The following is a 26,540-nucleotide window of genomic DNA, read 5'->3' as shown; positions in this document are numbered from 1 at the left end:
TGCCACCGATGAAGACCATCCCGCCTTCCTGTCCCGAACCGGAAACGGGCCGCACCTATTGGCGCAGCCTTGACCAGATTTCTGACACCCCGGAATTCCGTGAGTGGCTTCACCGGGAATTCCCCTCGGGCGCAAGCGAGTTTCTCGATCCCGTTTCCCGCCGGCATTTCGTCAAGATCATGTCCGCCTCCTTCGCGCTGGCGGGGCTGGGCTTCGGCCTGACCGGCTGCCGTCGGCCGGAGGAAAAGCTCGAGCCGATGGGCAAGGCGCCGGATGATTACACCTACGGCATGCCTTCGTATTACGCCTCCGCCATGCCCACGCGCGGCGGGGCCATCCCGCTGGTCGTCAAATCCTATGACGGCCGGCCGGTGAAGGTGGAAGGCAACGATCTTTATCCCGATGGCAACGGCAGCACCGACCGCTTTGCGCAAGCCTCCATCCTGAACCTTTACGATCCCGATCGCGCGCAACGGTTTCTCAAGGACGGCAAGACCGCCACGGCTGAGGCGGCGTATGATTTTCTGGCGGAACTCTCGAAGAAATTCTCGACCAGCCAGGGGCAGGGCCTGGCGTTCCTTGTTGAGCCCGGCACCTCGCCTTCGCGCCAGCGTTTGCAGCAGCTCGCGGAGGGGTTGATGCCCAAGGCGGGCTGGTTCTCCTATGATCCGACGGACAGCGTGGTGCATGCGCAGGCGGCGGCCCAGTTCTGCGGCAAACCGGTGGCGCCCACGTTCCGTTACGACAAGGCCAGCGTGATCGTTTCGTTGGATTGTGATTTTCTCGGCTCCGAGGAGGACGTTCACAATCACATCCGGCGCTTTGCGAACGGCCGGCGTTTGGAAAAGCCGTCCGATACCATGAGCCGGCTTTACGTCGTCGAAGGTTTGATGTCGCTGACCGGCGCCAACGCCGATCATCGCCTGCGTCTGCCTGGCAGCGCGGTGTTGAAGGCGGCGGCCGTGATGGCGTCGGCGATCGGCGTGGCGGGTGTTTCGGCGGAGAACGTTCCCGCCGACGCGGCCAAATGGCTGGCCGAATGCGCCAAGGATTTGGTGGCCAACAAAGGCCGCAGCCTCGTGGTGGCAGGTGCGGGGCAGCCGCTTGCCGTGCATGCGCTGGCTTACGCGATGAATGCGGCGCTGGATAACTTGGGCCGCACGGTCGAGTTCCGGGAAATGCCGCAGAAGGGCGGCACCATTCAGCAGCTTACGACGGCGTTGAACAATGGGGTGGTGGACACGCTGGTCATTCTGGGCAGCAATCCCGCCTACACCGCGCCGGCGGATTTGAAGTGGAGCGAAGCGCAGGCCCGGGCGAAGACCGTGGTCCGCCATGCATACTACGAGGATGAAAGCGCGGCCGGATGCCACTGGCATTTGCCCGGCACGCACTATCTCGAATCATGGGGCGACCTCCGCACGTCGGACGGCACGCTGGTGCCGATTCAACCGTTGATTGCGCCGCTGTTCGGCGGCCTGTCGGAAATCGAAGTCCTTGCGCGCATCGTGGGCGCTTCGGCCGTCAGTTCCTACGAGATCGTGCGTGAAACATTTGCAGGCTTGGTAAGCGGCAACGTCGAGGATGCGTGGCGGAAGTTCCTGCATGACGGTTTCCTCGCGGATTCCGCCGCGAAGAAGGTTTCGGTGGCGCTCGACAACGTCGCCGTGGCGAAGGCGCTGAACGCGGTCAGGGCGGAGGCTGCTGCGACGGGCAAGTTGGAACTCCTGGTCCGCCGCGATTACAGCGTGGACGACGGGCGTTACACCAACAACGGCTGGCTCCAAGAAATGCCCGATCCGATCACCAAGATGACGTGGGACAACGCCGTTCTGGTCAGCCGGAAGACGGCTCAAGATTTGGGTGTGGCCAACAACGACATGGTGACGCTCACCGTCGGCGGGCGTTCGGTTGATGGCCCGATCTGGGTGCAGCCCGGCATGGCCGACAACGTGGTGGGAGTTACTTTGGGCTACGGCCGTCCCAAGGCGGGACGCGTTGGTTCCGGCACCGGTTTCAATGCTTACGTGCTGCGCGCGAGTGACGCGATGCACATTGTCAGCGGCGTCACGGTGACGAAGACGGGCAAGACGTTCCCGCTTTCCTGCACGCAGGAGCACTGGTCCATGGAAGGCCGGCCGATTGTCCGGGAGGCGAACCTCGAGCAGTTCCGCGAGCACCCGGACTTTCCGGCGGCGCTCGACCTCGAAAAACCGCCCGTTGTCCAGTCGCTTTACGACAAGGAAAACCCGCTCAAGGCGGCCATGAAGGCGGCGCACCATCAGTGGGGCATGTCGGTGGACTTGAATGCCTGCGTCGGCTGCTCGGCGTGTGTGATCGCCTGCCAGAGCGAGAACAACATTCCTATTGTTGGCAAGGATCAGGTCCGTCGTGGGCGCGAGATGCAGTGGATCCGCATCGACCGTTACTATACGACCGACAAGGAGCACGCGAAGCAGAAGCCCACGGTGCCGCCGCTGGAATCCAAGCAGGAATTTGAGTCGTGGATCGATGACGTGCAGGTGGTCAACCAGCCGATGATGTGCCAGCACTGCGAAAATGCGCCGTGCGAAAACGTCTGTCCGGTCAACGCCACCGCGCACGACGCCGAAGGTTTGAACGTGATGGCCTACAACCGTTGCGTGGGCACGCGTTACTGCTCGAACAACTGCCCCTACAAGGTTCGCCGCTTCAACTTCCTGGATTACAACAAGCGTCCGTTGAGCAATCTCAAGGGGCCGTTTTACGCGACACCGCTCACCCACACGACTGATGGACAGTGGGACATGGTGCGCTGGTTCAAGGATCCGAATGCGGGCATGCGGCCGGATGACGAGTGGGATCTGATCAAGATGATCAAGAACCCGCAGGTCACCGTGCGCATGCGTGGTGTGATGGAGAAGTGCTCGTTCTGTCTCCAGCGCATCGAGGCGGCGAAGATCGCCCAGAAGGTGAAGGCGGGGCCGACCGGCGACGTCATCGTGCCGGACGGGGTCATCAAGACCGCCTGCCAGCAGGCCTGTCCGGCCGGCGCCATCGTGTTCGGCAATGTCGCCGATCCCGAGAGCCGCGTTTCAAAGCTGAAAGGCCAGACCCGCAACTACAGCGTGCTGGAATTTCTCCTGACCAAACCGCGCCTCACGTATCTGGCGCGCGTGCGCAATCCGAACAAGGCCATGCCGGATTACTACGAAGCACCGAAGAGTTTGCAGGAATACGAAGTCAAGATGCAGACTGAAAATCCGTTTGAAGAACACGCGGGTGCACATGAGCCCGCCAACGCCGGAGCCACGGCCGAGAAAGGAGCCGAATAATGGCTTCGCAATCGACAGTCACGGCGCTGCCGGTGGTGCCCCGCGAACTGGAGCGGATCCCGCTCGTCGCGAACGACCGCAAGCCCGGCTGGATTTCCGACCGCGTGGCGGGAATCTGCGAGGGCAAAACGCCCGCCTGGTGGTGGGCGGCCTTCATTCCCAGCGTGCTGCTGGCCGGATTGCTCCTGGCCATGCTGGCCTACCAGATTTCCACGGGTGTTGGCGTCTGGGGCAATCATCATCCCACCATGTGGGCCTGGGACATCGTCAACTTCGTCTGGTGGATCGGCATCGGCCACGCCGGCACGTTGATTTCGGCGATTCTCTTCCTGCTGCGCCAGCGCTGGCGCACGGGAGTGAACCGCGCGGCGGAAGCCATGACGATTTTCGCGGTCATGTGCGCCGGCATTTATCCGGCGGTCCACGTGGGCCGTGTCTGGTTTGACTGGTTCCTGTTTCCGATTCCCACGTCCAACGGCGTCTGGCCGCAATTCCGCTCGCCGCTCATGTGGGACGTGTTCGCGGTTTCAACCTATTTCACGGTTTCGCTGCTGTTCTGGTATATCGGCCTGGTGCCCGACATCGCGGTGATGCGCGACCGGGCGAAGTCTAGAATCCGGCAGTTTCTCTACGGGCTGTTCTCGCTCGGGTGGACGGGGTCCAACCGTCACTGGCGGAACTATGAAAAGGCCTACCTCATTCTGGCCGGCTTGAGCACGCCGCTGGTGTTGTCGGTGCACTCCACGGTGTCGCTGGACTTTTCCGTTTCGCAGCTGCCCGGCTGGCACACGACGATCTTCCCGCCCTACTTTGTGGCGGGTGCGATTTTCTCCGGCTTCGGCATGGTGCTGACGCTGCTGATTCCGCTGCGTCGCTGGTGTCATCTCGAGGACGTCATCACGATGCGGCACATTGACGTGATGTGCAAGGTGACCCTGGCCACGGGTTCGATCGTGGGTTACGCCTACTGCATGGAGTTTTTCATCGCGTGGTATAGCGGCAACCCGAACGAGCGATTCCACTTCCTGAACCGGGCCATGGGTCCGTATTGGTGGGGCTGGGTGTGCATGATGGGTTTCAACACGCTGCTGCCGCAGGTGTTCTGGTTCCGGAAGATCCGGGAAAACCTCTGGCTGGTTTTCGTGGTTTCAATTCTGGTCAACGTGGGCATGTGGTTTGAGCGGTTTGTGATCATCGTGGTCTCGTTGCACCGCGACTTCCTGCCCAGCAGCTGGGCCTATTATTTGCCAACCTGGGTGGACGTCAGCACGTTCATGGGAACGTTCGGACTGTTCTTCACCCTGTTCCTGTTGTTCATGCGTTTCCTGCCCATGATTGCCATATCTGAAGTCAAGGGTGTGACGCCATACGCCGATCCGCACACCGTCGAAGGGGGCGCGAAGGGAGGACAACACTGATGAGTGCAAACGCAAAGGCCTACGGGATCATGGCGGAGTTTCAGACGCCGGCGGACGCGCTGCACGCCGCCGAAAAGGTGCGCGATGCCGGGTTTCGGCGCTGGGACGTTTTCACGCCGTTCCCGGTGCATGGCATGGACAAGGCCATGGGCCTGTCCAATTCCAAGGTGGGCTGGTTTTCGTTCCTGGGTGGTGTTGCCGGCTACACGAGCGGCATGCTCATGATCTGGTTCTGCAACAAGTTCGATTACCCGGTGCTGGTGGGTGGCAAGCCGCTGTTCAGTCCATTCAGCGCGTTCCCGCCGTCGTTCGAGTTGACGATTCTGCTGGGTGCGTTTGGCGCCATTGGCGGCATGTTGTTTTTGAACCGCCTGCCCCGCCTGCACCATCCATTGCTTAAAAACCGCCGCTTTGCCCTCGCGACGCACGACCGTTATTTCGTCGTCATCGAGACCAGCGATCCGCGGTATAACGAGATTGAAACCCGCAAGCTGTTGGAAGCCGCTGGCAGCAAGCACATCGAGTTGGTGGAGGAATAATGCGCTACTTCCTGCTTGTCTTTGGAATTGTCATTGTGCTGGGCATGGCCGTTGCCGGCAAACGCGGCAGCCTGTCCCGCCGTCCGCCCATCGAAGTGTTTCCCGACATGGACCGGCAGCTCAAGCTGCGGCCCATGCAGCCGGACGGCTTCTTTGCCAACGGCATCAGTTCGCAGCCGCACATTGCGGGCACCATTCCCCGGGGCGAGCCGATTCAGACCGCCGCGGGTCCGGTGTTTCCCTATGAAGATTCGCCGGTGAACACCGGGCGCATTCCCGGCACCACGAACTTTGTTCCGGTGAACCCGCTGGTGGTGGATGCGGCCCTCATGAAGCGCGGCCGCGAGCGGTTCACGATTTATTGCTCGCCCTGTCACGGGCAACTGGCCGACGGCAACGGCGTGACGCGCAAGTATGGGATGGCTGCGGTGGCCAACCTGCATGACAAGCGCATCGTGGAAATGCCGGACGGTGAAATTTTCAACACCATCACGCACGGCAAAAACCTGATGCAACCTTACGGCCCGCAGGTGGATGTCCGGGATCGCTGGGCCATCATTGCCTACGTGCGGGCCCTGCAACTCTCGCAGTTGGGAACCATTGACGACGTGCCGGAGGCCGAGCGGGCCTCCCTCAAGAAATAGCTTATGAGCGCCGATTCAACTTCTACCAATCCACCAGCGCCGCTCGACTTGTCGAAGTGGGCCAAGGTGCCGAATCTGCTGATTGGCGCGGGGATCGTGCTGACCGGTTTGGGCGCCTTTCTGAGCATCAAGCAGTTTGCCTATTCGTGGCTGCTGGCCTTCATGTTTTGCCTGAGCCTCTGTCTCGGGTCGCTGTTCCTCGTGATCGTGCATCATTTGTTCGACGCGGGCTGGTCCGTTCCGCCGCGCCGCTTCCTGGAGCACATTGCGTCCTGCCTGTTTCCGTGGATGGCAATTTTCTTCATCCCCATCCTGCTGCTGGCCAAGACGATTTATCCCTGGCTGACGGTAAACCCGGAAGTGGACCACGCGGTGCGTGCGAAACTGCCGGTGTTTACGGTGCCCGGATTCTATGTGGTCGCGGCGGTGAACTTCCTGGTGTGGTGGGTTCTTTCGGCCGGGCTGCGGCGCTGGTCCATCGCACAGGACGCGACGGGTGACCCGAAGTGCACGTTCAAAATGCGTGGCTATGCCTACTGGGGCATCTTTGCCTTTGCGGTCACGCTGACGCTCGCGGCCATCATATGGATGAAGTCGATCCAATATCAGTGGTTTTCGACGATGTATGGCGTGTGGTATTTCGCGGCCAGTGCCTGGACGGCACTGGGCGTGGCGTATGCCATCATGGCGGTGTTGAACCGCCAGCGGGTGATCACGCATGTGCTGCACGATCACCAATTCTATTTCATGGGCACGCTGCTGTTTGCGTTCACGGTGTTTCACGCCTACGTGTCCTTTTCGCAATACTTCATCATCTGGAACGCCAACATGCCGGAGGAAACCTTCTGGTATGTGCTGCGCGAACGCGGCACCTGGTTCTGGGTCAGCATGGTCATCATTTTTGGCCATTTTCTGCTGCCATTCCTGATGTTGCTGCGCATCGACATCAAGAGTTCGCCGAAGTTCGTGGTGCCGCTGGCCATTTGGGGACTGCTGATGAATTACGTGGATATCACCTTCAACATCACCCCGGCGGTCAGTCCGGAGGGGTATCCCTTTAAATGGATCTGGCTGGATGCCGGCTGCATTGCGCTGATGGTGGGGGTGCTGGCCAAGGTGTTCGTTGCGAAATACAAGAGCGCCGCGCCGTATCCAATCAAGGATCCGCGGCTCATTGAAGCCATGGGCGGACATTATTCCGTGCCCACGCAGATTTCCGGCGGTGAGCTGGATCAAACCGACGATTTGCTGGACGGCCCGTCCCAGGCGACGAAAGGAAGTCACTGATGAATGGTAGCAAGGTAAACGACACGGGCGGCTGCTGCGGTGTCCGCTGGTCCTACGTGATTGCCGTCACAGGCGCGTTTTTGATTGTGGGCGGGCTGGTTTGGGCGATGAAACACTACACCACGCCGCCTTCGTTGACGGCACAACGTGCGGCCGAACGCCTGAAGAACCTCACCGACCTGCGCAGCGCCGAAACCCAGGCAATCAACAATTACGGCTGGGTGGATCAGCCGAAGGGCATCGTCCGCCTGACCGTGGACCGCGCTGTGGAACTGGCGACGGCTGCCTGGCAGAATCCGGAGGAAGCGCGCAAGGATCTGATCGAACGCGAGGAAAAGGCCACCTACGTCCCGCCAAAGGCGCCCGAAAAACCCAGTCCTTTTGAATGAGCCGGCGCCGCATGAGCGAGACCCGATCCATTTCTGATTCAGCCACGCCGACGACCGGAGCCATCGACGCGTCCTGTCGTGTGCCGTTGCTGGCCTTGTTTGCCGGAGCGTCGCTCTGGCTGCTGGCGGCGGCCGTGACGGCGTTGCTGGCCTCGATGAGTTTTCACAAGCCGGATCTGTTTGCCGATGACCTGTGGCTCAGCTACGGCCGGATTCTGCCGTTCAGCAAGGCCGCGCTGTTGTATGGCTTCTGCCTGCCGGCGGGATACGGACTGGCGTTGTGGCTGGGGGCGCGGCTGGGGCGCACTCCGCTGGCCGCGCCTGCAATGGGCCTGCTGGGAGCCCTGCTTTGGAACTTGGGCGTGCTGATTGGTGCATTTGGAGTCCTTTGCGGCGGCAGCACGGGCTACGAGGGCATGGCCATGCCCAAGTATGCCATGTTCATGATTTTTGGCGCGTCACTGCTGCTTGGATTTGTGGGGCTGCTCACGGTGCATCAACGGCGGGACCGGCAGATGTATCCCTCCCTCTGGTTCGTAATCAGCGCGTATTTCTGGTTTCCGTGGATTTTGTCCACGGCCGTTCTGCTGGTCGATGTGACGCCCGTGCGCGGAGTGGCGCAGGCCATCATTGCCGATTGGTATCTGAACAACCTCCAATTCGTCGTCCTCGGTTTGTTTGGCATGGGCGCAGCCTTGTATTTCGTCCCCAAACTGGCGGGGCGGGGGCTCTACAGCGCCAACACCGCGCTGTTCGCCCTGTTTACCTTGATGGTGTTTGGCAGCTGGACCGGCATCCCGATGGGCGGGCCGTTGCCGGCGTGGATCGGCACCTTGAGCAGCATTGCGGCTGTCTTTGCCGTGGTGCCAACGCTTGCGCATTTTGACAACGTGCGGCGCTCCTCCGGCGGGGCGGCGCCTGCGGCGGAAGCAAAATTCTTTTCCTGGAGTGCGGCGCTGCTGGTGCTGGCGGCGTTGGTCGCCGCCGTGAGCGCCTTCGTGGCGCAAACCCAGTTCACATTGGTTCGTCCTGCGCAAATGACCCTGCTCGTTCAGGGGTTCTTCGTGTTGATTGCGCTGGGCGGCATGTATCACGTCGTGCCGAAAGTTGCCGACCTTAACTGGCCGGTGACGGGTTTCGTTCGCCTGCATTTCTGGCTGGCGGCCGGGGGCGTTCTGTTGATGGCGTTGCCGGGTTTGATCGGCGGCTGGCAGCAAGGCGCAAAGCTTAATCAGCCCGACGTCGTCTTTTTGGACGTGGCGAAAGGCGCGCTCATGCCGATTCGCGCAGCGAGCGCCGGTGAGCTGTTGTGGGCTTTGGGCACCGTGTTGCTGGCTCTGAATGTGTTTGGCGTGCTTCTCAAGCGCGCGCGGGCCTGCTGGCGGCCGGCGGTGAGCGAAATGACAGCGACCATGACGACGGCGGAGGTGAAGGCGTGAACTCGGGGGCGATTGTTTTTCTCGCGGGCTTTGTGGCGCTCGCGAGCTCGTGGTTTGGCCTCGTGCTGGCGCCGCAATTGCAGGTCGGCCGCAAGGACATCACCACAGTGACCGGCACCGGCGATCTGTATCCGTCGCGCCGTCCGGGACAGGCGGAGCAGGGGGCGCAGGTTTATCGCGCCAACGGCTGCGTGACCTGTCACAGCCAGCAGGTGCGGCAGACGGGCACGGTGTTTGACGTGGTGCTCGATGAACTGGGCACCAACGCACCCGCCGTCAAACAGGCGTTGAAGGAACTCGATGCAAATTTGAGTGAGGCCGAACTGGCCGCGCTGCCGAAGGACATTTTCCGGGCGGTGGACAAGGACCATTCCGACAAGGCGGATGCTGCCTTGAAGAAAACGGGCGCGAAGTATGAAATCCGCATTCGTCCCATTGGTGCTGACATCGACCGGGGGTGGGGCCGGCGCGGCAATGTGGCGGCAGATTACCTGCAGGACAGTCCGGTCTTTTTGGGCGCGCAACGGCTCGGGCCGGATCTGGCCAATGTGGGCGTGCGCAAGCCGGACCTGAACTGGCAATTGAATCATCTGTATGCTCCGGCCAGCGTGGTTCCGGGTTCCACCATGCCGCCTTACCGGTTTTTGTTCGAGAAGCGCAAAATCGGCCGCTATCCGTCGCCAGACGCACTGAAGCTCCCGGGTGAATTCGCGCCAGAACCCGGCTACGAAATTGTCCCGACGGACCGGGCCCGCGAACTCGCGGCCTACCTGCTCAGCCTGCGCTCGGACGTTCCCCTGCACGAAGCTCCTTTGTCAGCGAAATGAGTCAGAACACCAAATCAATCAACGTGCGTGGCGCGGTGGATGCGGAACCGACGGCCGGCCCGGCCAACGTCCCCATCTGGATGATGGTGTCGCTCCTTGTGCTTTTCTTTGCCGGGGCGCTTTACTTTGACAGCGAGGGCGGCTGGTTCAGTCAGGAGGTTTACGCTCCCTACCGCAGCGAGGAGCAACTCGCCTTGTTCCAGCCCGCCTCCGGCGCCGACCGCGCCCTGGCGCGCGGGAAGTTGGTTTTTGAGCAGGTTTGCGCGCTTTGCCATGGCGTGGACGGCCTTGGCAAGCCCGGGCAGGCGCCTCCGTTCGTCGGCTCCGAATGGGTGCTCAGCGATGTGCCCGCCCGCTTGATTCGTATTCCGTTGCATGGGTTGAACGGACCGATCACGGTCAAAGGCGAGCAATGGGCGCTGGCCATGCCGGCCATGGGCGCGGCGATGCCGGATGAAGATTTGGCGGCAGTGCTGACCTACATGCGCAATTCGTGGGGCAACAAGGCCTCGGAAATCACGCCGGAACAAGTCGCCGCTGAGCGGGCGGCCACGGCAAGCCACAGCCAGCCGTGGACGTCGGATGAACTCCTGCAAGTGAAATAAACGGCCGGAGCAATTCGGATCACGACCGGAAATTTTTTTTGGAATGAGGCAGGCTTCGTGCCTGCCTCATTTTTTTCTGCTGTTGATTTGAGCCACGGCCCAGCGGGCGTGTTCAGCAATCAAAGGTTCCGGATCACTCGTCGCCCTGGCCAGCGTTGGGAGAACAGCGGCCGTGCCGACATTGCCCAGCGCCACGCACACATTGCGCACCAAGCCGCGGCGTTTCGAGCGCAGCAGCGGTGTTCCGGCAAACCGCCGTTTGAACTGCGCCTCATCGAGCTGGAGCAGTTCGAGCAGGGCAGGCTCCGTCAGGTCGGGCCGGGCGTGCGGGTGCAACAGCCGTCCCGCCTGGGCAAAGCGGTTCCATGGGCACACGGCCAGACAGTCGTCGCAGCCAAAAATCCGGTCGCCGATCGCGGAGCGCAGTTCCAATGGAATGGATCCTTTCAGCTCGATGGTCAGATAGGAAATGCAGCGGCGGGCATCGAGCTGAAAGGGCGCGGTGATTGCCTGGGTCGGGCACGATGCCAGGCAGCGCGTGCAGTTGCCACAACGGTTCGTCTCCGGGGGATCGGGTTCCAGTTCGAGTGTCGTCAAAATTTCCGCCAGCAAGATCCAGTTGCCGAACTGGCGGCTGATCACATTCGTATGCTTGCCCACGAAACCGATGCCGCTGCGCTCGGCCAGCTCCCGTTCGAGAATCGGGCCCGTGTCCACATACCACAAACACCGCGCGTTGGATCCACTCGTGGATTCAACAAACTCTGCCAGTGTTTTAAGCGGGGCGGACAGCACGTCATGATAGTCTGCGTGCCGGGCGTAACGCGCGACCTGGCCGCGCGGCTCGTCTGGCGAACCGGTCGAATTGGCTGTCGCATTGTCCCGGGGCGGCGGGTTGTAGTTGACGGCGAGGGTGATGATGCTGCGGGCGCCCGGCAGCACGGCCTGCAGGTCGCGGCGCTTGACGGCGCTGCGCTCCATCCAGCCCATTTCGCCCTGCCGTCCGGCGGCGAGCCACGCATCGAAGGCGGCCCGGCGGGCGGGCGGAGCGGCGTGGGTGAAGCGACAATCGTCGAAGCCCAGTTCCCGGGCGCGTTGCCGGATGGCTTCCTTCATGCGGTTTGGGCGGTGGCGAGGCGAAACTGCTGGATGACCTGCTGACAGACCTGGCGCTGTGAACGGTTGTCCGTGTTGAGCAGCACGTCGGCCTGCCGGTAAAACGGCGCGCGGATGTCCAGCAGCTCGCGAATGCGGGCCATCGGGTCGGCCGTTTGCAGGAGCGGACGGTGGCTTTGGTGGCGCACGCGTTCCCAAATGCGTTCCGGCGAAGTCCAGAGACAGACGACCAGCGCGTGTTGTTTGAGCAGGTCGAGATTGGTCTGATTGGTCGGCAGGCCGCCGCCGGTCGAAATGACCACGTTGCTGGCCGCGTCCAGTTGTTCGACGACCTTCCGTTCCAACTCGCGGAAATGCGCCTCGCCGTCCTGGGCGAAAATTTGCGTGATGGATTTGCCGGTCCGGGATTCGATCAATTCGTCCGTGTCCACAAACTCAAAGTGGAGCATCTGTGCAACCGCGCGGCCGACGGAGGACTTGCCGGCGCCCATGAAGCCGATCAACGCGAGGTTGCGAATGTGACGGCAGGAATCCATGCCAGTGACTTACCCGAGCCGGTGGCGGGGCGCACGAAGATATTTTGTCCGCGTGACCGCGGCCGTGCGGGCCTTCCGGGCCGCGGAGCGACAATCTGTTCTTTTCCGTTCATGATTCCACCTCCATCTTGTGTTCGATGCATGGGCACCCCGAAAGATCCTGGCATTTGCACCCGCTGCGAACCGCGATGCGCCGGCTCGGCGGCCTGATCGTCGCCGTTGCCTTGTGGCTGGGTTGGCTGCTGCCCGCCGGGGCGTCCTCGACCATCTTTGGCGGCGGGCCGTTTTATTCGGGTGGCACCGCGACGATGAATGCCTTGCGTGCTTCCGGCTACACAACGGTGATGCTTTGGTGCATTCATGTGGATGCGACGAGCGGCAACCTGATTTACAACGACCAGTTGATTGTCGCGAATGGCGCCTATGTGGGCAACGCGTCGTGGCCCGGGCAACTCGCCACGCTGAAGGCGCAGCCGACGTCCGTGAACCGCATCGAGGTGTCGGTGTCTTCCTGGGGGGTGAATGACTTCCAGTCGATTCAAACCCTGATGAACAACTACGGGACGAACACAGACAGCATTCTCTACCGTAATTTTCAAGCGTTGAAGGCGGCCACCGGCGCCGACGCCATTGATTACGACGACGAGACGCTTTATGACGTCGCGACGGCGGTGAAATTCGGCCGGATGCTGGCGTCCATCGGCTACAAGGTGACGCTGTGTCCTTACACCAATCCCAGCTTCTGGCAGGGCGTTTACAGTCAACTGGGCACCGGCATTGTGGACGCGGTTTATCTTCAGTGCTACGCGGGTGGGGCGGGCAATAATCCGGCGACGTGGAACGGCTATTTCAGCGGCACGAAGGTGCAGCCCGGGATGTGGTGCAAGAACGGGAACGGCTGCACGGCTGGCAACTCCGCCAGCGAGGTGCAGACGCAGATGGCCGCCTGGCGGGCCGGTGCGGACATCCCCGGCGGATTCATGTGGCTCTACGATGACATGCTGGCCTGCAACGCGGGCGGCACGCCGGCCGATTACGCCCGGGCCATCAACACGGCGGTGGATCCGCTCGTCGTTTCGCCCGCGGCCGGTTTCGCTGCGGCGACGGCGTTTCGCGCGTTGTCAGTGCCCACGACCACGCCGTTTGTGCTCTCAAACGCCGGTCCTTCAACGCTCAACTGGAATCTCGTCAATACCTCGAGCTGGCTCACCGTCTCGGCGGCAGGCGGTTCGCTCGTTGCCAACAGCGCGGCGATGGTGACAGTGGGTTTGAATGCTGCGGTTGCCACGAACCTGACACCGGGATTTTACTCCGCCAGCATCGTGTTCAGCAACCACAGTTCAGGCGTTGCGGTCGCGCGCAACTTCACGTTGAACACGGCCATTGCTCTCTGGCCGGTGACGGTGACGGGCTTTAATGCTGCCTTGCTGGCACCCAATACGGCCACACCTGCGAATCCCGGAGCGTCGGCGTTCGACATCCCGAACAATTACTGTTTCTGTCAGGCCGGGTTGAGCGGTGGTTCGCTGGGACTGCCGCTGAACGGCTTCTTCGCCAGCCTGGCCGATGCTTACACGGCGTTTCAACTGGGCGGTTACGGGACGACCAATGCCTTGTTGCTCGGGAACACGTATCCCCGATCCGGCACATTGACCATGACCTCACCTCGCCAGTTCAGTGCCCTGTCGGTGCTGGCGACATCGGCCAATGGCGGTGGCGTGGGCACTCTGGTGCTCAACTTCACCAACGGCACACGGAGTCCCGCGCTGTCGTTCAATGCGCAGGATTGGTTTTACACCGTGACGAATGTGGCGTTGCAGGGTTTTGGACGCTTGAAGCTCGGCACCAGTTTAACACTGGAGAACAATGGCGCCGCCAATCCTAACTTGTATCAGACCACGTTCAACCTTGCGGCGCTGGGGCTCACGCAGGCGGTTGCCTCTATCACTTTTTCCAACCCGGCCACGGCCGGCGCTTCCCAAACCACGGCCATCCTCGCCGTCAGCGGACTTCCCGGCGACATTCCACTCGGTGCGCCCGCCGTGCTGGCGGCCCGGCCGGGCTCCAACGCCACCGTGCAACTGACCTGGTCGCCGGTGGTCGGGGCGGCCAATTATCACGTCAAGCGTTCCACGGTGAGCGGAGGTCCTTACGTCACGTTGGCGAGCCCTGTCGGCACGAATCACACTGCGACCGGCCTTGCGAATGGCACCACGTATTTTTTCGTGGTTTCGTCGTCGGGTCCGTTCGGGGAAGGCGCGAACTCAACCGAAGTCAGCGCCATGCCGGGTTCGTATGCCGGCTGGCTCCTGTCCGCGAGTCCGGCTGGTTACTGGCCGCTGGCTGAGACCGGTGGTTCCGTGACGCACGATGTGGTGGGAGGGAACGACGGTTTTTACGCGGGCACCTGCTATCTGGGCCTGGCGGGCGTGGCAGGGGCGGGCTTTGCTGTGCCGCATCGGGCCGTGCATTACGACGGAAGCAGCGGTTACACGCAAATCCCGCGGGTGATTGGCAGCACGAATTTTTCGATTGCCTTCTGGCTTCTGACCAGCGCGACCGGCGGCACGCCCAATTGGTATAACGGCCGGGGCATTGTGGACGGTGAAGTGAGCGGCATGACGGATGATTTTGGCGTTGCATTGGTTGGCGGCAAGATTGGCTTTGGTCTGGGCAATCCGGATGTGACGCTGACCTCCGTCAAGACGGTCAATAACGCGCAGTGGCATCACGTCGGGGTGACGCGTGACGCCGGCACCGGCGCGCTGCGCATCTACATCGATGGCACCCTCGACACGAGTGGGACCGGTCCTACGGGGCCCAAGACCGCCCCGTCCAGCCTGCGCCTCGGCAGCTTGCAAACGGCCAACAATTTTCTCAACGGGAGCCTGTCCGATGTGGCGGTTTACAATCGCGTCTTGAATCCTGAAGACGTGGCGGTGCTTTACCAGGCGGCCACCGGTCTGTTCTACGACGTGACATTGACGAATTCGTGGAATGGCAACAGCCTTGTGTTGAGCTGGGCCGGCAACGGCAAATTGCTGGAGGCGACGAACATTTTGGGGCCTTGGTCAACCAATGCGGCGGGGTCGCCGGTGATCGTCAGTCCCGCCCAGCCGCAGAAGTTCTATCGCATCCTGACGCGCTGACGTTGAAATCTGATCCGCCAGCCGGATTGATTCCGGGCTGTCTGCCGCATGGCCAACATTCAAATCCAACCCGTGAAAGCTCTGAACTGTTACACTTGCAAGTTGACCCCGGAGCAGGCGGCCTCGTTGCGGGCATTCCTGGAACAGGCCAGGTTTGTGTTCCGTCAGGTGCCGCATGCTGCCTTCGCCGGCGACAAGGGCAAAGTCGGGGTGGTGTTTTACCACAGCGGCAAGCTCGTGGTGCAGGGCAAGGAAACCCGTGAGTTCGTCGAGTTCGTCCTCGAGCCCCAGATTATAAAGGAGGCGAAGCTCGGCTACGAAACCGTGCTGAATCCGGACCTGCTGCTCCCGCGGCTTGGCGTGGACGAAAGCGGCAAAGGCGACTTTTTCGGGCCGTTGTGCGTGGCGGGTGTGTATGTGAACGAAGCGGTCATCAAGGCCTGGGCGGACGCGGGCATTCGTGATTCGAAGAACATTTCGAGCGACAAAAAAATCGGCGAGCTGGCGGACTTGATCCAGCATACGCCGGGTTGCGTGACGACGGTGGTGCCGATTGGCAACGAGGCCTACAACCGGCTGCATGCCAAGCTCGGCAGTGTGAATGCAATCCTGGCCTGGGGGCATGCACGGGTGATCGAAAACCTGTTGGGACAGAAGCAGCGCATGAATCCGCCGCCGGTGCGCGCGATCAGCGACCAGTTTGCCCGCAGCAAGGCAACCGTCGAACGCGCCCTGATGTCACAAGGCCGCGAACTCGAGCTGGTCCAGCGCCACAAGGCGGAAGAAGACATGGCGGTGGCGGCGGCCTCAATTCTGGCGCGTCATGAATTCGTCAGCCGGCTGGCCCAGTTAGGCAAACAATTCGGCATGCCCCTGCCGAAGGGGGCGTCGGAAGCAACGCTTGCTGCCGGCCGGAAGTTTGTTGAGCTGCACGGCGCGGAAAAGCTCAGCCAGGTGGCGAAACTGCATTTCAAAACGACGCAGGCCATCGGCGGTTGAGACGCGGGAGAGGATTGCCCGGCTCGTGCCAGACAATTCCCGTTGACCAGTTGGCGACGGCGGCCAAATCATTCCCAGAATGAATGAACATGAATCCGATGCGCCCCCGGTCATCAACCGGCAGCTGCCGCCCGCCCCGCCGGTCATCGGTTCGAACCCGCCGCCGGATCTGCCGCGGCCGGAGGAACGGCCGGGCGTGGCGGACGCGCGATCGGAAAGCCGGTTGAAGAAGTTGCTCGGTTCGCTGGGCGTGGTGGGCGTGCTGCTTCTCAAGCTGGGGGCCAAGCTTAAACTCATCATTTTGCCGGCGATCAAATTCTTCCCGGTGTTGTTCAAGACGGGCGGCACCATGATTCTGTCGGTGGCCGCCTATGCCATGGCTTGGGGCTGGTGGTTTGCGTTGGGTTTCGTGCTGCTCATTTTCGTTCACGAATGCGGTCATCTGCTGGCGGCGAAGAGATGTGGCCTCAAAGTGGGGGCGCCGGTGTTTATTCCGTTCATGGGTGCATTCATTGCGCTCAAGGAGGCGCCGCGCAACGCATGGGTTGAGGCGCAGGTCGGCATTGGCGGGCCGTTGCTGGGCGCGTTCGGTGCCGCTGTCTGCGAAATCGTCCATCTGCTCACCGGCAATCTGCTGTTTCGTGCGCTGGCTTACATGGGATTCTTTCTCAACCTCTTCAACCTGGCTCCGCTCGGCATGCTTGACGGCGGCCGTATCGTGACGGCGCTGTCGCCCTGGCTGTGGGTGGTGGGGCTGGTGATCGTCGTAGGGCTGACGATTTTGCACCCGAGCTTCATTCTTTTTCTGATTCTCGTATTTTCCGCGCCGCGGGTTTTCTCGCTGTTCCGTCGCCAGAGCGAGGCGGAGCGGCGTTATTTTGAAGTGACGCCCGGCCAACGTTGGACGATGGGGACGCTTTATTTCGGGCTGATTGCGCTGCTCGTGCTGGGCATGCAGTTTACCCACATCCCTCGGGAAACGCTGCCGCAACGGGGAACACCCAGCCAAAGTGGAGGGGAAGGCCAGGCCGTTCGGACCGCGGCGGTTGGCGCCCAGCTTGTCGCGCTGAAGCCGCCCGCAACGAATTGCGTGGTGGTGAGATTTTGCGGGCGAATTTGATCCGTTTGCAGTCCTTTGAAGGGCGTGCGTGCGGTTCTTGGTGGGCGCAGGCACGATGCTTTAAGCGCTTGTTGCGGCAGAGGTTGGAGGAGATTGCACCGGGAGACACATTGTCCAGAAAAAATTCCGAAAACTCGTTGACACTCTGAACGCGCATTCCTATTTTGCTACCTGACATTGGGCCGTTAAAGTCAAAAAATCGCTAGCCCCAAAGCAAATTCCCGAGCAGGAAAGGGGGCTGCGGTTTTTTTGTCGTCTGCCGGTGTCAGGATTAGGCAGACAGTTTCGGTGCCCACGTAGCTCAGTTGGTAGAGCACGTCCTTGGTAAGGACGAGGTCATCAGTTCAATCCTGATCGTGGGCTCCATGCTTAACGAAACAACCGGTCGCAACAAACGAGAACAATAACAACAGGAAGCAGCAATGGCTAAAGAGCAATTTCAGAGAAACAAACCCCACCTGAATGTGGGAACGATTGGTCACGTTGACCACGGCAAGTCCACTCTCACGGCTGCCATCGTCTCGGTGCAAAACCGCAAAGGCATGGCTCCGGCGATTTCCTACGCGGACATCACCAAGGGAGGCACGGTGCGTGATGAAACCAAGACGGTCACCATTGCGGTTTCCCACGTTGAATACGAGAGCCCCAAGCGGCATTACGCGCACGTGGACTGCCCCGGCCATGCTGACTATGTCAAGAACATGATCACCGGTGCGGCCCAGATGGACGGCGCCATTCTCGTGGTGAGCGCGGCTGATGGTCCGATGCCGCAAACCCGTGAACACATTCTCCTGGCCCGCCAGGTCGGTGTGCCCAGCATTGTTGTCTTCCTCAACAAGGTGGATCTCGCGGACGCCGATCTCTTGGAGCTCATCGAAATGGAAATTCGCGAATTGCTGACCAAGTATGGTTTCCCTGGTGACACCACCCCGATCATTCGTGGTTCCGCGACGGCGGCCATGGCGGGCAAGCCTGAGGGCGAAAAGGCCATCACTGATTTGCTCGACGCTCTGGACAACTTTATCCCTGAACCTGTGCGCGAACAGGACAAGCCGTTCCTGATGTGCGTGGAAGACGTGTTCAACATTGAAGGTCGTGGCACGGTTGTCACGGGTCGTGTTGAGCGCGGCGTGCTCAAAAAGATGGAAGAAGTCGAGATTGTAGGTCTTCGCGAAACCCGCAAGACCACGGCGACGGACATCGAAATGTTCCGCAAGCTGCTTGATTCCTGCCAGCCCGGCGACAACGTTGGTGTGCTGCTCCGCGGCACGAAGAAGGACGAGGTTGAGCGCGGCATGGTTCTCGCAAAGCCAGGTTCCATTACGCCTCACACCAAGTTCAAGGCGGAAGTTTACGTCCTGTCCAAGGATGAAGGTGGTCGTCATACGCCGTTCTTCACCAACTATCGTCCGCAGTTCTATTTCCGGACGTCTGACGTGACTGGTTCGCTGACTCTGCCTGCTGGCGTGGAAATGGTGATGCCCGGTGATAACGTCACCGTTGAAGTCGTGCTGCAAAAGGCGGTCGCGATGGAGAAGGGCCTTCGCTTCGCGGTGCGCGAAGGTGGCCGCACCATCGGTGCCGGTCGCGTGACCGAAGTCATCGAATAAGGTTGGAATTCCCGGGGCGCGGGAGGGGAAACCTTCCCGCCCCCATTTTGTCTGATTTGAAGCGGAACAAGACGGGCGGCAACGGCGGTAGCTCAATTGGCAGAGTAGCGGTCTCCAAAACCGTTGGTTGGGGGTTCGATTCCCTCCCGCCGTGCCAATCTGCGAAATCTGGAGAGGTGGCAGAGTGGTCTATCGCGGCGGTCTTGAAAACCGCTTCAGGCGAAAGCCTGACGGGGGTTCGAATCCCTCCCTCTCCGCCACGATAGAAGAATTGCTTGTGAACGATCTGATTAAAATTGGGATCTGGGTGGTGGTCATCGGCGCGGCCTTCGGGTTGCTCTGGTGGCAGGGCTACTTGAAACGGCTGTCGGATTACGTTGCAGAGACGCGCGAGGAGTTGAAAAAGTGCACTTGGCCAACGTGGGATGAGTTGAAGGGGGCGAGTGTGGTGGTGTTTATCACCATTGCCCTGCTTGGCGGGTTCACCGTGGTGGTGGATTACTTTTCGTCGTGGGGTGTGATGGTGATCAACAAGATTTAATCGCATGCGCAGCCAGTGGTTCGTCATTCACACCCTTTCCGGCCAGGAGCAGAAGGTCAAGGAGAGCATCGACAAGCGTCTTAAGGCGGAGGAGATGGGTGAGTTCATCCAGGAAGTCCTCGTGCCGATGGAGAAAGTGGTCGAGGTCCGGAACAACAAGAAAACCGTCTCCACCCGCAAGCTCTGGCCCGGTTACGTGTTCATCAACATGTCGTTGTTGGATGAAAACGGACGCATCATTGAGAAGCCTTGGTATTTCATCAAGGAAACGCAGGGAGTGATTGGCTTTGTTGGGGGCGAGCCTCCCACGCCGACGCCGGCGGAGGAAGTGGAACAGATCAAGGCGCAGATTTCGGAATCCGAGGAAACCGAACGCCCGAAGGTCAGTTTTGAAGTGGGCGAGACGGTCAAGATCAACAACGGCCCCTTCCTCAATTTCAGCGGCATCATTGAAGAGGTGGAGCCGGAGCGGGGCAAATTGAAGGTGACGGTCAACATTTTCGGCCGCAACACCCCGGTGGAATTGGAATACTGGCAGGTGGAGAAGGCGTGATGCGCAAAAAGTTGAGGTGGCGGTCGGAGCGACGATTTGCCCTTCAGCGGTCAACAATTTAACGAATCGACGAACAACATGGCAAAGAAAGTCACAGGACAGATCAAGCTGCAGATTCCGGCCGGGCAGGCCAATCCCGCCCCGCCTGTGGGCCCCGCGCTGGGTCAGCACGGCGTGAACATCATGGGCTTCTGCAAGGAATTCAACGCCAAAACCAAGGACCAGGCCGGCATGATCATTCCGGTCGTCATCACGGTTTACCAGGACAAGTCCTTCACCTTCATCACCAAATCACCGCCGGCCTCGGCCCTGCTGAAGAAGGCTGCGGGCATAGCTTCAGGTTCCAAGACGCCCAACAAGGACAAGGTCGGCAAGGTGACCAAGAAGCAGGTGATGGACATTGTGAAGCTCAAGCTGAATGACATGAATGCCACCAGCGAGGAGGCGGCTGCCCGCGTCATTGCCGGCACGGCCCGCAGCATGGGCATTGAAGTCGTCGGTTGATTCAATTTTTAACCAAAACCGCGGGAGAGCCTCCGCTCGTCTGCACCGCACCCCAGACATGCCAAGCAAGCGATACACCAAAGCCCTGCAGCTCGTGGATGCCAAAAAAGGCTATCCGCTCAAGGCTGCGATTGAAGTTCTGAGCAAATTCCCCAAGGCCAAGTTCAATGAAAGCATTGATCTGGCATTCCGCTTGGGGGTTGATCCCAAACAATCCGACCAGATGGTGCGTGGAACCGTGCCGCTGCCCCACGGCAGTGGCAAGACGGTCCGCGTCCTCGTCTTCGCCAAGCCAGGACCGGCGGCTGATGCCGCCAAGGCGGCGGGCGCCGAATTCGTTGGCTTTGATGACATGATCAAGAAGTGCAACGACGGCTGGGCTGACTTTGACGTGGCGGTGGCCACGCCGGAAGCGATGGTGGAAGTCCGCAAGCTGGGCAAGGTGCTCGGACCGCGCGGATTGATGCCCAATCCCAAGACTGGCACGGTCACCGACGACACGGCCAAGGCTGTCAAGGAAGTCAAGGCGGGCCGCGTTGAATACAAGGTTGACAAGGCTGGTAACGTTCACGTTGCGGTGGGCAAGGGGAGCTTCACGTCCGTGCAGATCGAGGAAAACGCGCGGGCGGTCATCGAAGCCGTGGTCAAGGCGCGGCCGGCCAGCGTGCGTGGCACCTATGTGCGCTGCTGCGCGATCTCGCTGACCATGAGCCCGGCCGTGCGGGTGGACCTGAAAGAATTTGCGGCCTGAGCCCCGTGACAACCTCAACGAATTAAAGAGCCATGCGTGCTGAAAAACTGAATCTCACCAAGGAATACGTGGCCCGGCTGAACGCCTCGCCGTTCTTCATTGTGGCCTCATTCCAGGGCCTCAATGTCGGCCAGTTGACGGAGTTGCGGAAACGCCTGTTCAAGGTGGGCGCCGAATTCCACGTGGTCAAAAACTCCGTGTTTCGGATCGCTGCCAAAGAGGCGGGCATCGCCGACCTCGGCGGCACCTTGGCGGGCATGCTCGCCGTGGTGACCGGCCAGAAGGATGTTTCGGCCACGGCCAAGATCCTCAAAAATTTCAGTGCCGAGTTTGACAAGCTGAAGCTAAACTTCGGCTTCATGGGCAACGAGCGTCTCGAAAAGGACACCATTCTTGCCCTCGCCGATCTGCCGTCCATCGAAGTGCTGCGCGGCAAGCTGCTCGGCGTCATCCAGGCACCGGCCACCAAGCTGGCGGTCCTGCTCAACACGCCCGGTTCGCAACTGGCGCGCGTCATCAAGGCCAAGTCCGAGAAGGCATAACTTGCCGCAGATGGCGGCGTGCCAAGGAAGATTTCCGCGTCGCGTCAAGCCCGCGAGGCGGAGAAACAAACATCAACAACGTAAATCGTCGGTTTGCTGGCAGTGGACTTAAATTGCCCGTGGCCGCGGGCAGCGACGAGACGAAAGGAAACATGGCTGACATTGGTAACCTCGTAGAAGAACTGAGCAAGCTCACGGTCATTGAGGCCGCTGACTTGGTGAAGAAACTGGAAGAAAAGTGGGGCGTCACGGCGGCGGCTCCGGTGGCCGTTGCGGCGGTCGCAGGTGGCGGCGGTGGCGCGGCGGCTCCGGCGGCGGAAGCCAAGACCACTTTTGACGTGATTCTCGCATCGGTGCCGGCGGACAAGAAGATTGCCGTCATCAAGGCCGTGCGCGAAGTCAAGGCCGGCCTCGGCCTCGCCGAAGCCAAGGCGCTGGTTGAAGGCGCACCCAAGCCCGTGCTCGAAGGCGCTTCCAAGGCGGACGCAGATGCCGCCAAGAAGAAGCTCGAAGAAGCGGGCGGCAAGGTCGAAGTCAAGTAACCGACGGTTTCCCGGGGCGGTGGCTTCGGCTGCCGCCCCTTTGCCGCCTCTGACTGGAGGCGGTCAACAGACAATTTTTCAACTGCCCCGGCAGTTGCATTGGGCAAGTTCCTGAACGCTCAGGAACCTTGCCTTGTATCGTTTAGCGGCAGAACCGGTCCGGCGGGTGAGCCGGCCAGCATAGAAAAGGTCCAAATGGCATCGCGAACAACTGAACGTATCAACTTCGGCAAGATCAAAGAAGTCGTTGCCCCGCCCAACCTCATCGAGTTGCAGACCAACTCCTACCTTGAGTTTTTGCAGGCGGAGGTCGCTCCTTCCAAGCGTCGGAATCTCGGCCTTCAGGCCGTGTTCACCGAGGTGTTTCCCATTGAAAGCTATGATGGGAAGTGCGTGCTGGATTTTCATTCCTACGAAATCGGCGAACCCAAGCTCGACTGGCTGGAGTGCCTGCGCGAAGGCCTGACCTACGGCGCGCCGCTCTACGTCACGTTCCTGCTCAAGGATGAGCGGGGCACGAAGGAGGAGAAGGTGTTCATGGGCGAACTTCCGCTCATGACACCCCAGGGCACGTTCGTCATCAATGGCGCCGAACGCGTCATCGTGAGCCAGTTGCATCGTTCGCCCGGTCTGGCCTTCGAGAAAACCATTCACCCGAACGGCAAGGAGCTTTTTTCCTTCCGCATCATCCCGGACCGCGGCTCCTGGTATGAAGCCCAGTTCGACACGAGCGATTTGCTCTACGTCTATCTCGACCGCAAAAAGCGCCGCCGCAAATTTTTGACCACGACGCTTTTCCGCGCGCTGGCGTTCCTCGACGTGGAAGGCAAGGAAAAGTCCAAGAAGGACGAGGAAAAGAATCGCGGCACGGACGAGGAAATTTTGAAGCTCTTCTATGACGTGGAGGAGATGACCATCAAGGAAGCCGAAAAATCCGATACGCTCGCCACCAAGGTGCTGACGGAGGATGTGCTCGACGTGGACAAGGGGCTGGTCGTGGCGCGTGCCTTTGAACCGCTTTCCAAGGCGGTGGTGAAGCAAATCGGCGAACTTGGCGTCAACCGGATCAAGGTCGTGGATACGGCACTCGATGACGGCATCATCATCAAGTGCATGAAGAAGGATCCGGCGAAGAACGAAGAGGAGGCCTTGAAGGATATTTACCGCCGGCTGCGTCCGGGCGATCCGCCCACGGCCGCCAACGCCCGGGCGCTCATCAAGCGTCTGTTCTTTGACGCCAAGCGTTACGACTTGGGCCGCGTGGGGCGTTACAAGATCAACCAGAAGCTCGGCATCAAGGGCGGTGATTCGCGCATCCTGACCAAGGAAGACTTGGTGGCTGCCACCAAGTATCTGCTCCGCCTCAAGAAGGGCGAAGGCAGCCTGGACGACATCGACCATCTTGGCAGCCGCCGCATCCGCACCGTGGGTGAGTTGCTCGCCAACCAGTGCCGGGTCGGCCTCGCGCGCACCGAGCGCCTCGTCAAGGAGCGCATGACCTTGTTCGATCAGTCGATCGAACAGATGACGCCGCAGAAATTGATCAATCCGAAGGCGCTGAGCGCCGTGATTCGCGACTTTTTTGGACGCAGTCAGCTCAGTCAGTTCATGGACCAGATCAATCCGCTGGCCGAGTTGACGCACAAGCGCCGTCTATCTGCCCTCGGACCTGGCGGCCTGAGCCGCGACCGTGCGGGCTTCGAAGTTCGCGACGTTCACCCGTCACATTACGGGCGCATTTGCCCCATTGAAACGCCCGAAGGTCCGAACATCGGCCTCATTGCCTCAATGGCCACATTTGCGCGCATCAATGACTTTGGCTTCATTGAGACCCCTTATCGGAAGGTTAACAATGGGCGCGTTACCAACGAAATTGAGTATCTCACGGCCGACCGTGAGGAGAATTATTCCATCGCGCAGGCCAATGCGCCGGTCGATGAAAAGGGCCACTTCACCGTGGAACGCGTGCCTTGCCGTTGCCGTGGCGGTGACTTCGTGGACATCGAGCCGGCCCGCGTGGATTACATGGACGTTTCGCCGAAGCAGCTCGTTTCGGTGGCGGCATCCCTGATTCCGTTCCTGGAGCACGACGACGCCAACCGCGCGTTGATGGGTTCGAACATGCAACGCCAGGCCGTGCCGTTGTTGGTGCCTGAGGCGCCGCTGGTGGCGACCGGGTTGGAAGAACGGGTGGCTCGCGACTCGCGCGCTGTCATTGTCGCCGAGGAGGCCGGCAAGGTGGCGTCCATTAACGGTGACCAGATCATCCTCACCGCCGACGGCAAACTGCCCGAGGGCAAAAAGAAAATTAAGCACGATCCCGAGAAGGGCGTGTGGGTTTATCAGGTGCGCAAATTCATGCGCTCCAACGCGGCGACCTGCATCAACCAGAAGATCCTGGTCCAGAAGGGCGACCATGTGAAGAAGGGGCAGGTGATTGCGGACGGACCCTGCACCAAGGGTGGCGAACTCGCCCTCGGTCGCAACGTGCTCGTCGCGTTCATGCCGTGGAACGGTTACAACTTCGAGGACGCAATCATGATCAGTGAACGCGTCGCGAAGGAGGACATTTTCACCTCGATCCACATCGATGAGTTCGAAGTGGCGGCCCGCGACACCAAGCTTGGACCGGAGGAAATTACGCGCGACATCCCGAACCTCGGTGACGAAGCGTTGAAGAATCTCGGGCCGGACGGGGTCATCCGCATCGGCGCCGAAGTGAAGCCCGGCGACATCCTCGTGGGTAAAATCACGCCCAAGAGCGAAACCGAACTGGCGCCGGAAGAACGGTTGCTGCGCGCCATCTTCGGTGAAAAGGCGGCGGACGTTAAGGACACCTCGCTGAAGGTTCCCTCCGGCACCTACGGCATCGTCATGGACGTCAAGGTTTCCTCGAAGAAGGAGTCCGACCGCGAGAAGGCGACTTCTGACGAGCGCAAGGCGGCCAAGCAGATCGAGGAGGAATACAAGAAGAAGAAGGACGAGTTGAGCGATCAGTTGACTGAGGCGCTTTCCAACATCCTCCTCGGGGAGAAGATTCCGCTCGATGTGGTGAACAGCGAGACGGGTGAGATCATCATCCCTGCGAACCGCAAGATCACCAAGACGCTGCTGCGCAAGCTGGCGGAAGTGTATGACCGGATCGAGATCGATCCTTCGCCCATCCGCAACAAGATCAACGAAATCATCGGCGGCTTTAAGAAGAAGTTTGACGACCTCCAGATGCAGTATGACGAGGAACTCGAACGCTTTGAGGCCGGCGGCGGCGGCGACTCTGGCGTCATCAAGTCGGTGAAAGTTTACATCGCCTCGAAGCGCAAGCTTTCGGTGGGTGACAAGATGGCCGGCCGTCACGGCAACAAGGGTGTCGTGGCCCGCATCACGCACGAAGAGGACATGCCGTTCCTCAGCGACGGCACGCCGGTGGACATTGTTCTGAATCCGCTGGGGGTGCCCTCGCGCATGAACGTCGGCCAGGTGTTGGAAACGCACCTGGGCTGGGCGTGCAAGCTGCTCGGCATCAAGATCGCCACCCCGGTCTTCGACGGCATCAAAGAAAAGGAAGTGCGTGGCTATCTGAAGGAGGCCGTGCAACATCAGCGCCACGAGAGGGAGAAACCTTTGATTGGGGAAAACGGCAAGGCGCGGCTCTACGACGGCCGCACCGGCGAGCCGTTTGATCAGGAAGTGGTGGTCGGCTACATCTACATGATGAAGCTGGGACACCTGGTCGCGGACAAGATTCACGCCCGCGCTGTTGGGCCTTACTCGCTCGTCACCCAGCAGCCGTTGGGCGGCAAGGCGCAGTATGGCGGCCAGCGTTTCGGCGAAATGGAAGTGTGGGCCATGGAAGCCTATGGCGCCGCTTACACGCTGCAGGAACTGCTCACCGTCAAGTCGGACGACGTGCAGGGCCGCACGCGAATCTACGAGAGCATCGTCAAGGGTGACAACGCCCTCGAGGCCGGCATTCCCGAGTCGTTCAACGTGCTCGTGAAGGAAATGCAGTCGCTCGTGCTCGATGTGAAGGTCGGTTACACGAATCCGGTGGATCAACCCGAGGAAGCCCCCGTGGCTTTGACGGGTGCGCCGGCTGCCGCCTGAACCGACAACCA

At 60.6% G+C, this 26,540-nt stretch carries 22 protein-coding genes and 3 tRNA genes; 23 read left to right on the top strand and 2 right to left on the bottom strand.

The annotated features are described in order from the left end of the window. From VFV96_15605 to VFV96_15565, 9 genes are all read left to right on the top strand, one after another. Positions 1 to 3,314, top strand: a 3,314-nt coding sequence (locus VFV96_15605) for a TAT-variant-translocated molybdopterin oxidoreductase (protein ID HEU5071828.1), incomplete at its 5' end; no start/stop codon positions are given. Further along, positions 3,314 to 4,732 carry an NrfD/PsrC family molybdoenzyme membrane anchor subunit gene (nrfD, locus tag VFV96_15600; protein ID HEU5071827.1) on the top strand — a complete coding sequence of 473 codons (1,419 nt, stop codon included), beginning with the start codon at positions 3,314 to 3,316 and terminating at the stop codon, positions 4,730 to 4,732. The genes VFV96_15605 and nrfD, both read left to right, overlap by 1 nt. Further along, positions 4,732 to 5,271: a DUF3341 domain-containing protein gene (locus VFV96_15595; GenBank protein ID HEU5071826.1), complete on the top strand. Its 540-nt coding sequence runs from the start codon at positions 4,732 to 4,734 to the stop codon at positions 5,269 to 5,271. Before nrfD ends, VFV96_15595 begins: the two co-directional genes overlap by 1 nt. Continuing rightward, positions 5,271 to 5,915: a cytochrome c gene (locus tag VFV96_15590; GenBank protein HEU5071825.1), complete on the top strand. Its 645-nt coding sequence runs from the start codon at positions 5,271 to 5,273 to the stop codon at positions 5,913 to 5,915. The genes VFV96_15595 and VFV96_15590 overlap by 1 nt, the downstream gene beginning before the upstream one ends. A gap of 3 nt (positions 5,916 to 5,918) precedes the next feature. After that, positions 5,919 to 7,202: a hypothetical protein gene (locus tag VFV96_15585; protein HEU5071824.1), complete on the top strand. Its 1,284-nt coding sequence runs from the start codon at positions 5,919 to 5,921 to the stop codon at positions 7,200 to 7,202. Beyond that, a complete protein-coding gene (locus VFV96_15580; protein ID HEU5071823.1) occupies positions 7,202 to 7,591 on the top strand; it encodes a hypothetical protein in 390 nt (129 codons plus the stop codon). The genes VFV96_15585 and VFV96_15580 overlap by 1 nt, the downstream gene beginning before the upstream one ends. 11 nt (positions 7,592 to 7,602) lie before the next feature. Then, a complete protein-coding gene (locus VFV96_15575; GenBank protein HEU5071822.1) occupies positions 7,603 to 9,030 on the top strand; it encodes a cbb3-type cytochrome c oxidase subunit I in 1,428 nt (475 codons plus the stop codon). Between the two features lie 32 nt (positions 9,031 to 9,062). Further along, on the top strand, positions 9,063 to 9,857 hold the full coding sequence (locus VFV96_15570) for a cbb3-type cytochrome c oxidase subunit II (GenBank protein ID HEU5071821.1): 795 nt from the start codon (positions 9,063 to 9,065) through the stop codon (positions 9,855 to 9,857). Then, entirely contained in the window at positions 9,854 to 10,462 is a 609-nt protein-coding gene (locus tag VFV96_15565) for a cytochrome c (protein HEU5071820.1), read from the top strand. The genes VFV96_15570 and VFV96_15565 overlap by 4 nt, the downstream gene beginning before the upstream one ends. Positions 10,463 to 10,528: 66 nt before the next feature. Here VFV96_15565 and queG read toward each other — a convergent pair whose 3' ends face one another. Beyond that, the gene (gene queG / locus VFV96_15560; GenBank protein HEU5071819.1) at positions 10,529 to 11,578 is read right to left on the bottom strand and encodes a tRNA epoxyqueuosine(34) reductase QueG; all 1,050 of its coding nucleotides are present in this window, start codon (positions 11,576 to 11,578) and stop codon (positions 10,529 to 10,531) included. After that, positions 11,575 to 12,114: a shikimate kinase gene (locus tag VFV96_15555; protein ID HEU5071818.1), complete on the bottom strand. Its 540-nt coding sequence runs from the start codon at positions 12,112 to 12,114 to the stop codon at positions 11,575 to 11,577. Before VFV96_15555 ends, queG begins: the two co-directional genes overlap by 4 nt. Positions 12,115 to 12,281: 167 nt before the next feature. Here VFV96_15555 and VFV96_15550 point away from each other — a divergent pair, with 167 nt between their 5' ends. The 14 genes from VFV96_15550 to rpoB all read left to right on the top strand — a co-directional run bounded on the left by VFV96_15550 (position 12,282) and on the right by rpoB (position 26,529). Continuing rightward, positions 12,282 to 15,263 carry a LamG-like jellyroll fold domain-containing protein gene (locus VFV96_15550; GenBank protein ID HEU5071817.1) on the top strand — a complete coding sequence of 994 codons (2,982 nt, stop codon included), beginning with the start codon at positions 12,282 to 12,284 and terminating at the stop codon, positions 15,261 to 15,263. Between the two features lie 72 nt (positions 15,264 to 15,335). Continuing rightward, on the top strand, positions 15,336 to 16,262 hold the full coding sequence (gene rnhC, locus VFV96_15545) for a ribonuclease HIII (protein HEU5071816.1): 927 nt from the start codon (positions 15,336 to 15,338) through the stop codon (positions 16,260 to 16,262). Positions 16,263 to 16,341: 79 nt separating this feature from the next. Further along, on the top strand, positions 16,342 to 17,382 hold the full coding sequence (locus VFV96_15540; GenBank protein ID HEU5071815.1) for a site-2 protease family protein: 1,041 nt from the start codon (positions 16,342 to 16,344) through the stop codon (positions 17,380 to 17,382). Positions 17,383 to 17,672: 290 nt separating this feature from the next. After that, positions 17,673 to 17,748: transfer RNA gene (locus tag VFV96_15535), tRNA-Thr, on the top strand. Between the two features lie 56 nt (positions 17,749 to 17,804). Further along, the gene (gene tuf, locus VFV96_15530) at positions 17,805 to 18,992 is read left to right on the top strand and encodes an elongation factor Tu (protein HEU5071814.1); all 1,188 of its coding nucleotides are present in this window, start codon (positions 17,805 to 17,807) and stop codon (positions 18,990 to 18,992) included. Between the two features lie 81 nt (positions 18,993 to 19,073). Beyond that, positions 19,074 to 19,149, top strand: a tRNA-Trp gene (locus tag VFV96_15525). 13 nt (positions 19,150 to 19,162) lie between these two features. Continuing rightward, a tRNA-Ser gene (locus tag VFV96_15520) sits at positions 19,163 to 19,252 on the top strand. Between the two features lie 17 nt (positions 19,253 to 19,269). Continuing rightward, positions 19,270 to 19,533: a preprotein translocase subunit SecE gene (gene secE, locus VFV96_15515; protein ID HEU5071813.1), complete on the top strand. Its 264-nt coding sequence runs from the start codon at positions 19,270 to 19,272 to the stop codon at positions 19,531 to 19,533. Between the two features lie 4 nt (positions 19,534 to 19,537). Continuing rightward, a complete protein-coding gene (gene nusG, locus VFV96_15510) occupies positions 19,538 to 20,086 on the top strand; it encodes a transcription termination/antitermination protein NusG (GenBank protein ID HEU5071812.1) in 549 nt (182 codons plus the stop codon). 78 nt (positions 20,087 to 20,164) lie between these two features. Beyond that, positions 20,165 to 20,590 carry a 50S ribosomal protein L11 gene (gene rplK, locus VFV96_15505; protein HEU5071811.1) on the top strand — a complete coding sequence of 142 codons (426 nt, stop codon included), beginning with the start codon at positions 20,165 to 20,167 and terminating at the stop codon, positions 20,588 to 20,590. A 58-nt stretch (positions 20,591 to 20,648) separates the two neighbouring features. Beyond that, positions 20,649 to 21,341, top strand: coding sequence for a 50S ribosomal protein L1 (gene rplA, locus VFV96_15500; GenBank protein HEU5071810.1), 693 nt, complete (start codon positions 20,649 to 20,651; stop codon positions 21,339 to 21,341). 32 nt (positions 21,342 to 21,373) lie between these two features. Further along, the gene (gene rplJ / locus VFV96_15495; GenBank protein HEU5071809.1) at positions 21,374 to 21,883 is read left to right on the top strand and encodes a 50S ribosomal protein L10; all 510 of its coding nucleotides are present in this window, start codon (positions 21,374 to 21,376) and stop codon (positions 21,881 to 21,883) included. Between the two features lie 152 nt (positions 21,884 to 22,035). Continuing rightward, entirely contained in the window at positions 22,036 to 22,425 is a 390-nt protein-coding gene (gene rplL, locus VFV96_15490; protein ID HEU5071808.1) for a 50S ribosomal protein L7/L12, read from the top strand. A 195-nt stretch (positions 22,426 to 22,620) separates the two neighbouring features. Beyond that, entirely contained in the window at positions 22,621 to 26,529 is a 3,909-nt protein-coding gene (gene rpoB, locus VFV96_15485; protein ID HEU5071807.1) for a DNA-directed RNA polymerase subunit beta, read from the top strand. Positions 26,530 to 26,540 lie beyond the last annotated feature (11 nt).

The organism is Verrucomicrobiia bacterium, assembly GCA_035765895.1.
In the GTDB taxonomy this organism is placed as follows: domain Bacteria; phylum Verrucomicrobiota; class Verrucomicrobiia; order Limisphaerales; family DSYF01; genus DSYF01.
Note: the sequence above shows the minus strand (reverse complement) of the source record. Positions and strands in the feature narration are given on the sequence as shown.

Excerpts from the sequence above, each read along its gene's own strand:
- VFV96_15565 (HEU5071820.1), top strand. The coding sequence starts at position 9,854 with ATGAGTCAGAACACCAAATCAATCAACGTGCGTGGCGCGGTGGATGCG.
- nusG (HEU5071812.1), top strand. The coding sequence starts at position 19,538 with ATGCGCAGCCAGTGGTTCGTCATTCACACCCTTTCCGGCCAGGAGCAG.
- queG (HEU5071819.1), bottom strand. The coding sequence starts at position 11,578 with ATGAAGGAAGCCATCCGGCAACGCGCCCGGGAACTGGGCTTCGACGAT.
- rplL (HEU5071808.1), top strand. The coding sequence starts at position 22,036 with ATGGCTGACATTGGTAACCTCGTAGAAGAACTGAGCAAGCTCACGGTC.
- VFV96_15590 (HEU5071825.1), top strand. The coding sequence starts at position 5,271 with ATGCGCTACTTCCTGCTTGTCTTTGGAATTGTCATTGTGCTGGGCATG.
- VFV96_15555 (HEU5071818.1), bottom strand. The coding sequence starts at position 12,114 with ATGGATTCCTGCCGTCACATTCGCAACCTCGCGTTGATCGGCTTCATG.
- rplJ (HEU5071809.1), top strand. The coding sequence starts at position 21,374 with ATGCGTGCTGAAAAACTGAATCTCACCAAGGAATACGTGGCCCGGCTG.
- VFV96_15580 (HEU5071823.1), top strand. The coding sequence starts at position 7,202 with ATGAATGGTAGCAAGGTAAACGACACGGGCGGCTGCTGCGGTGTCCGC.
- VFV96_15540 (HEU5071815.1), top strand. The coding sequence starts at position 16,342 with ATGAATGAACATGAATCCGATGCGCCCCCGGTCATCAACCGGCAGCTG.
- rplA (HEU5071810.1), top strand. The coding sequence starts at position 20,649 with ATGCCAAGCAAGCGATACACCAAAGCCCTGCAGCTCGTGGATGCCAAA.
- rplK (HEU5071811.1), top strand. The coding sequence starts at position 20,165 with ATGGCAAAGAAAGTCACAGGACAGATCAAGCTGCAGATTCCGGCCGGG.
- rpoB (HEU5071807.1), top strand. The coding sequence starts at position 22,621 with ATGGCATCGCGAACAACTGAACGTATCAACTTCGGCAAGATCAAAGAA.
- nrfD (HEU5071827.1), top strand. The coding sequence starts at position 3,314 with ATGGCTTCGCAATCGACAGTCACGGCGCTGCCGGTGGTGCCCCGCGAA.
- VFV96_15585 (HEU5071824.1), top strand. The coding sequence starts at position 5,919 with ATGAGCGCCGATTCAACTTCTACCAATCCACCAGCGCCGCTCGACTTG.
- tuf (HEU5071814.1), top strand. The coding sequence starts at position 17,805 with ATGGCTAAAGAGCAATTTCAGAGAAACAAACCCCACCTGAATGTGGGA.
- VFV96_15575 (HEU5071822.1), top strand. The coding sequence starts at position 7,603 with ATGAGCGAGACCCGATCCATTTCTGATTCAGCCACGCCGACGACCGGA.
- VFV96_15595 (HEU5071826.1), top strand. The coding sequence starts at position 4,732 with ATGAGTGCAAACGCAAAGGCCTACGGGATCATGGCGGAGTTTCAGACG.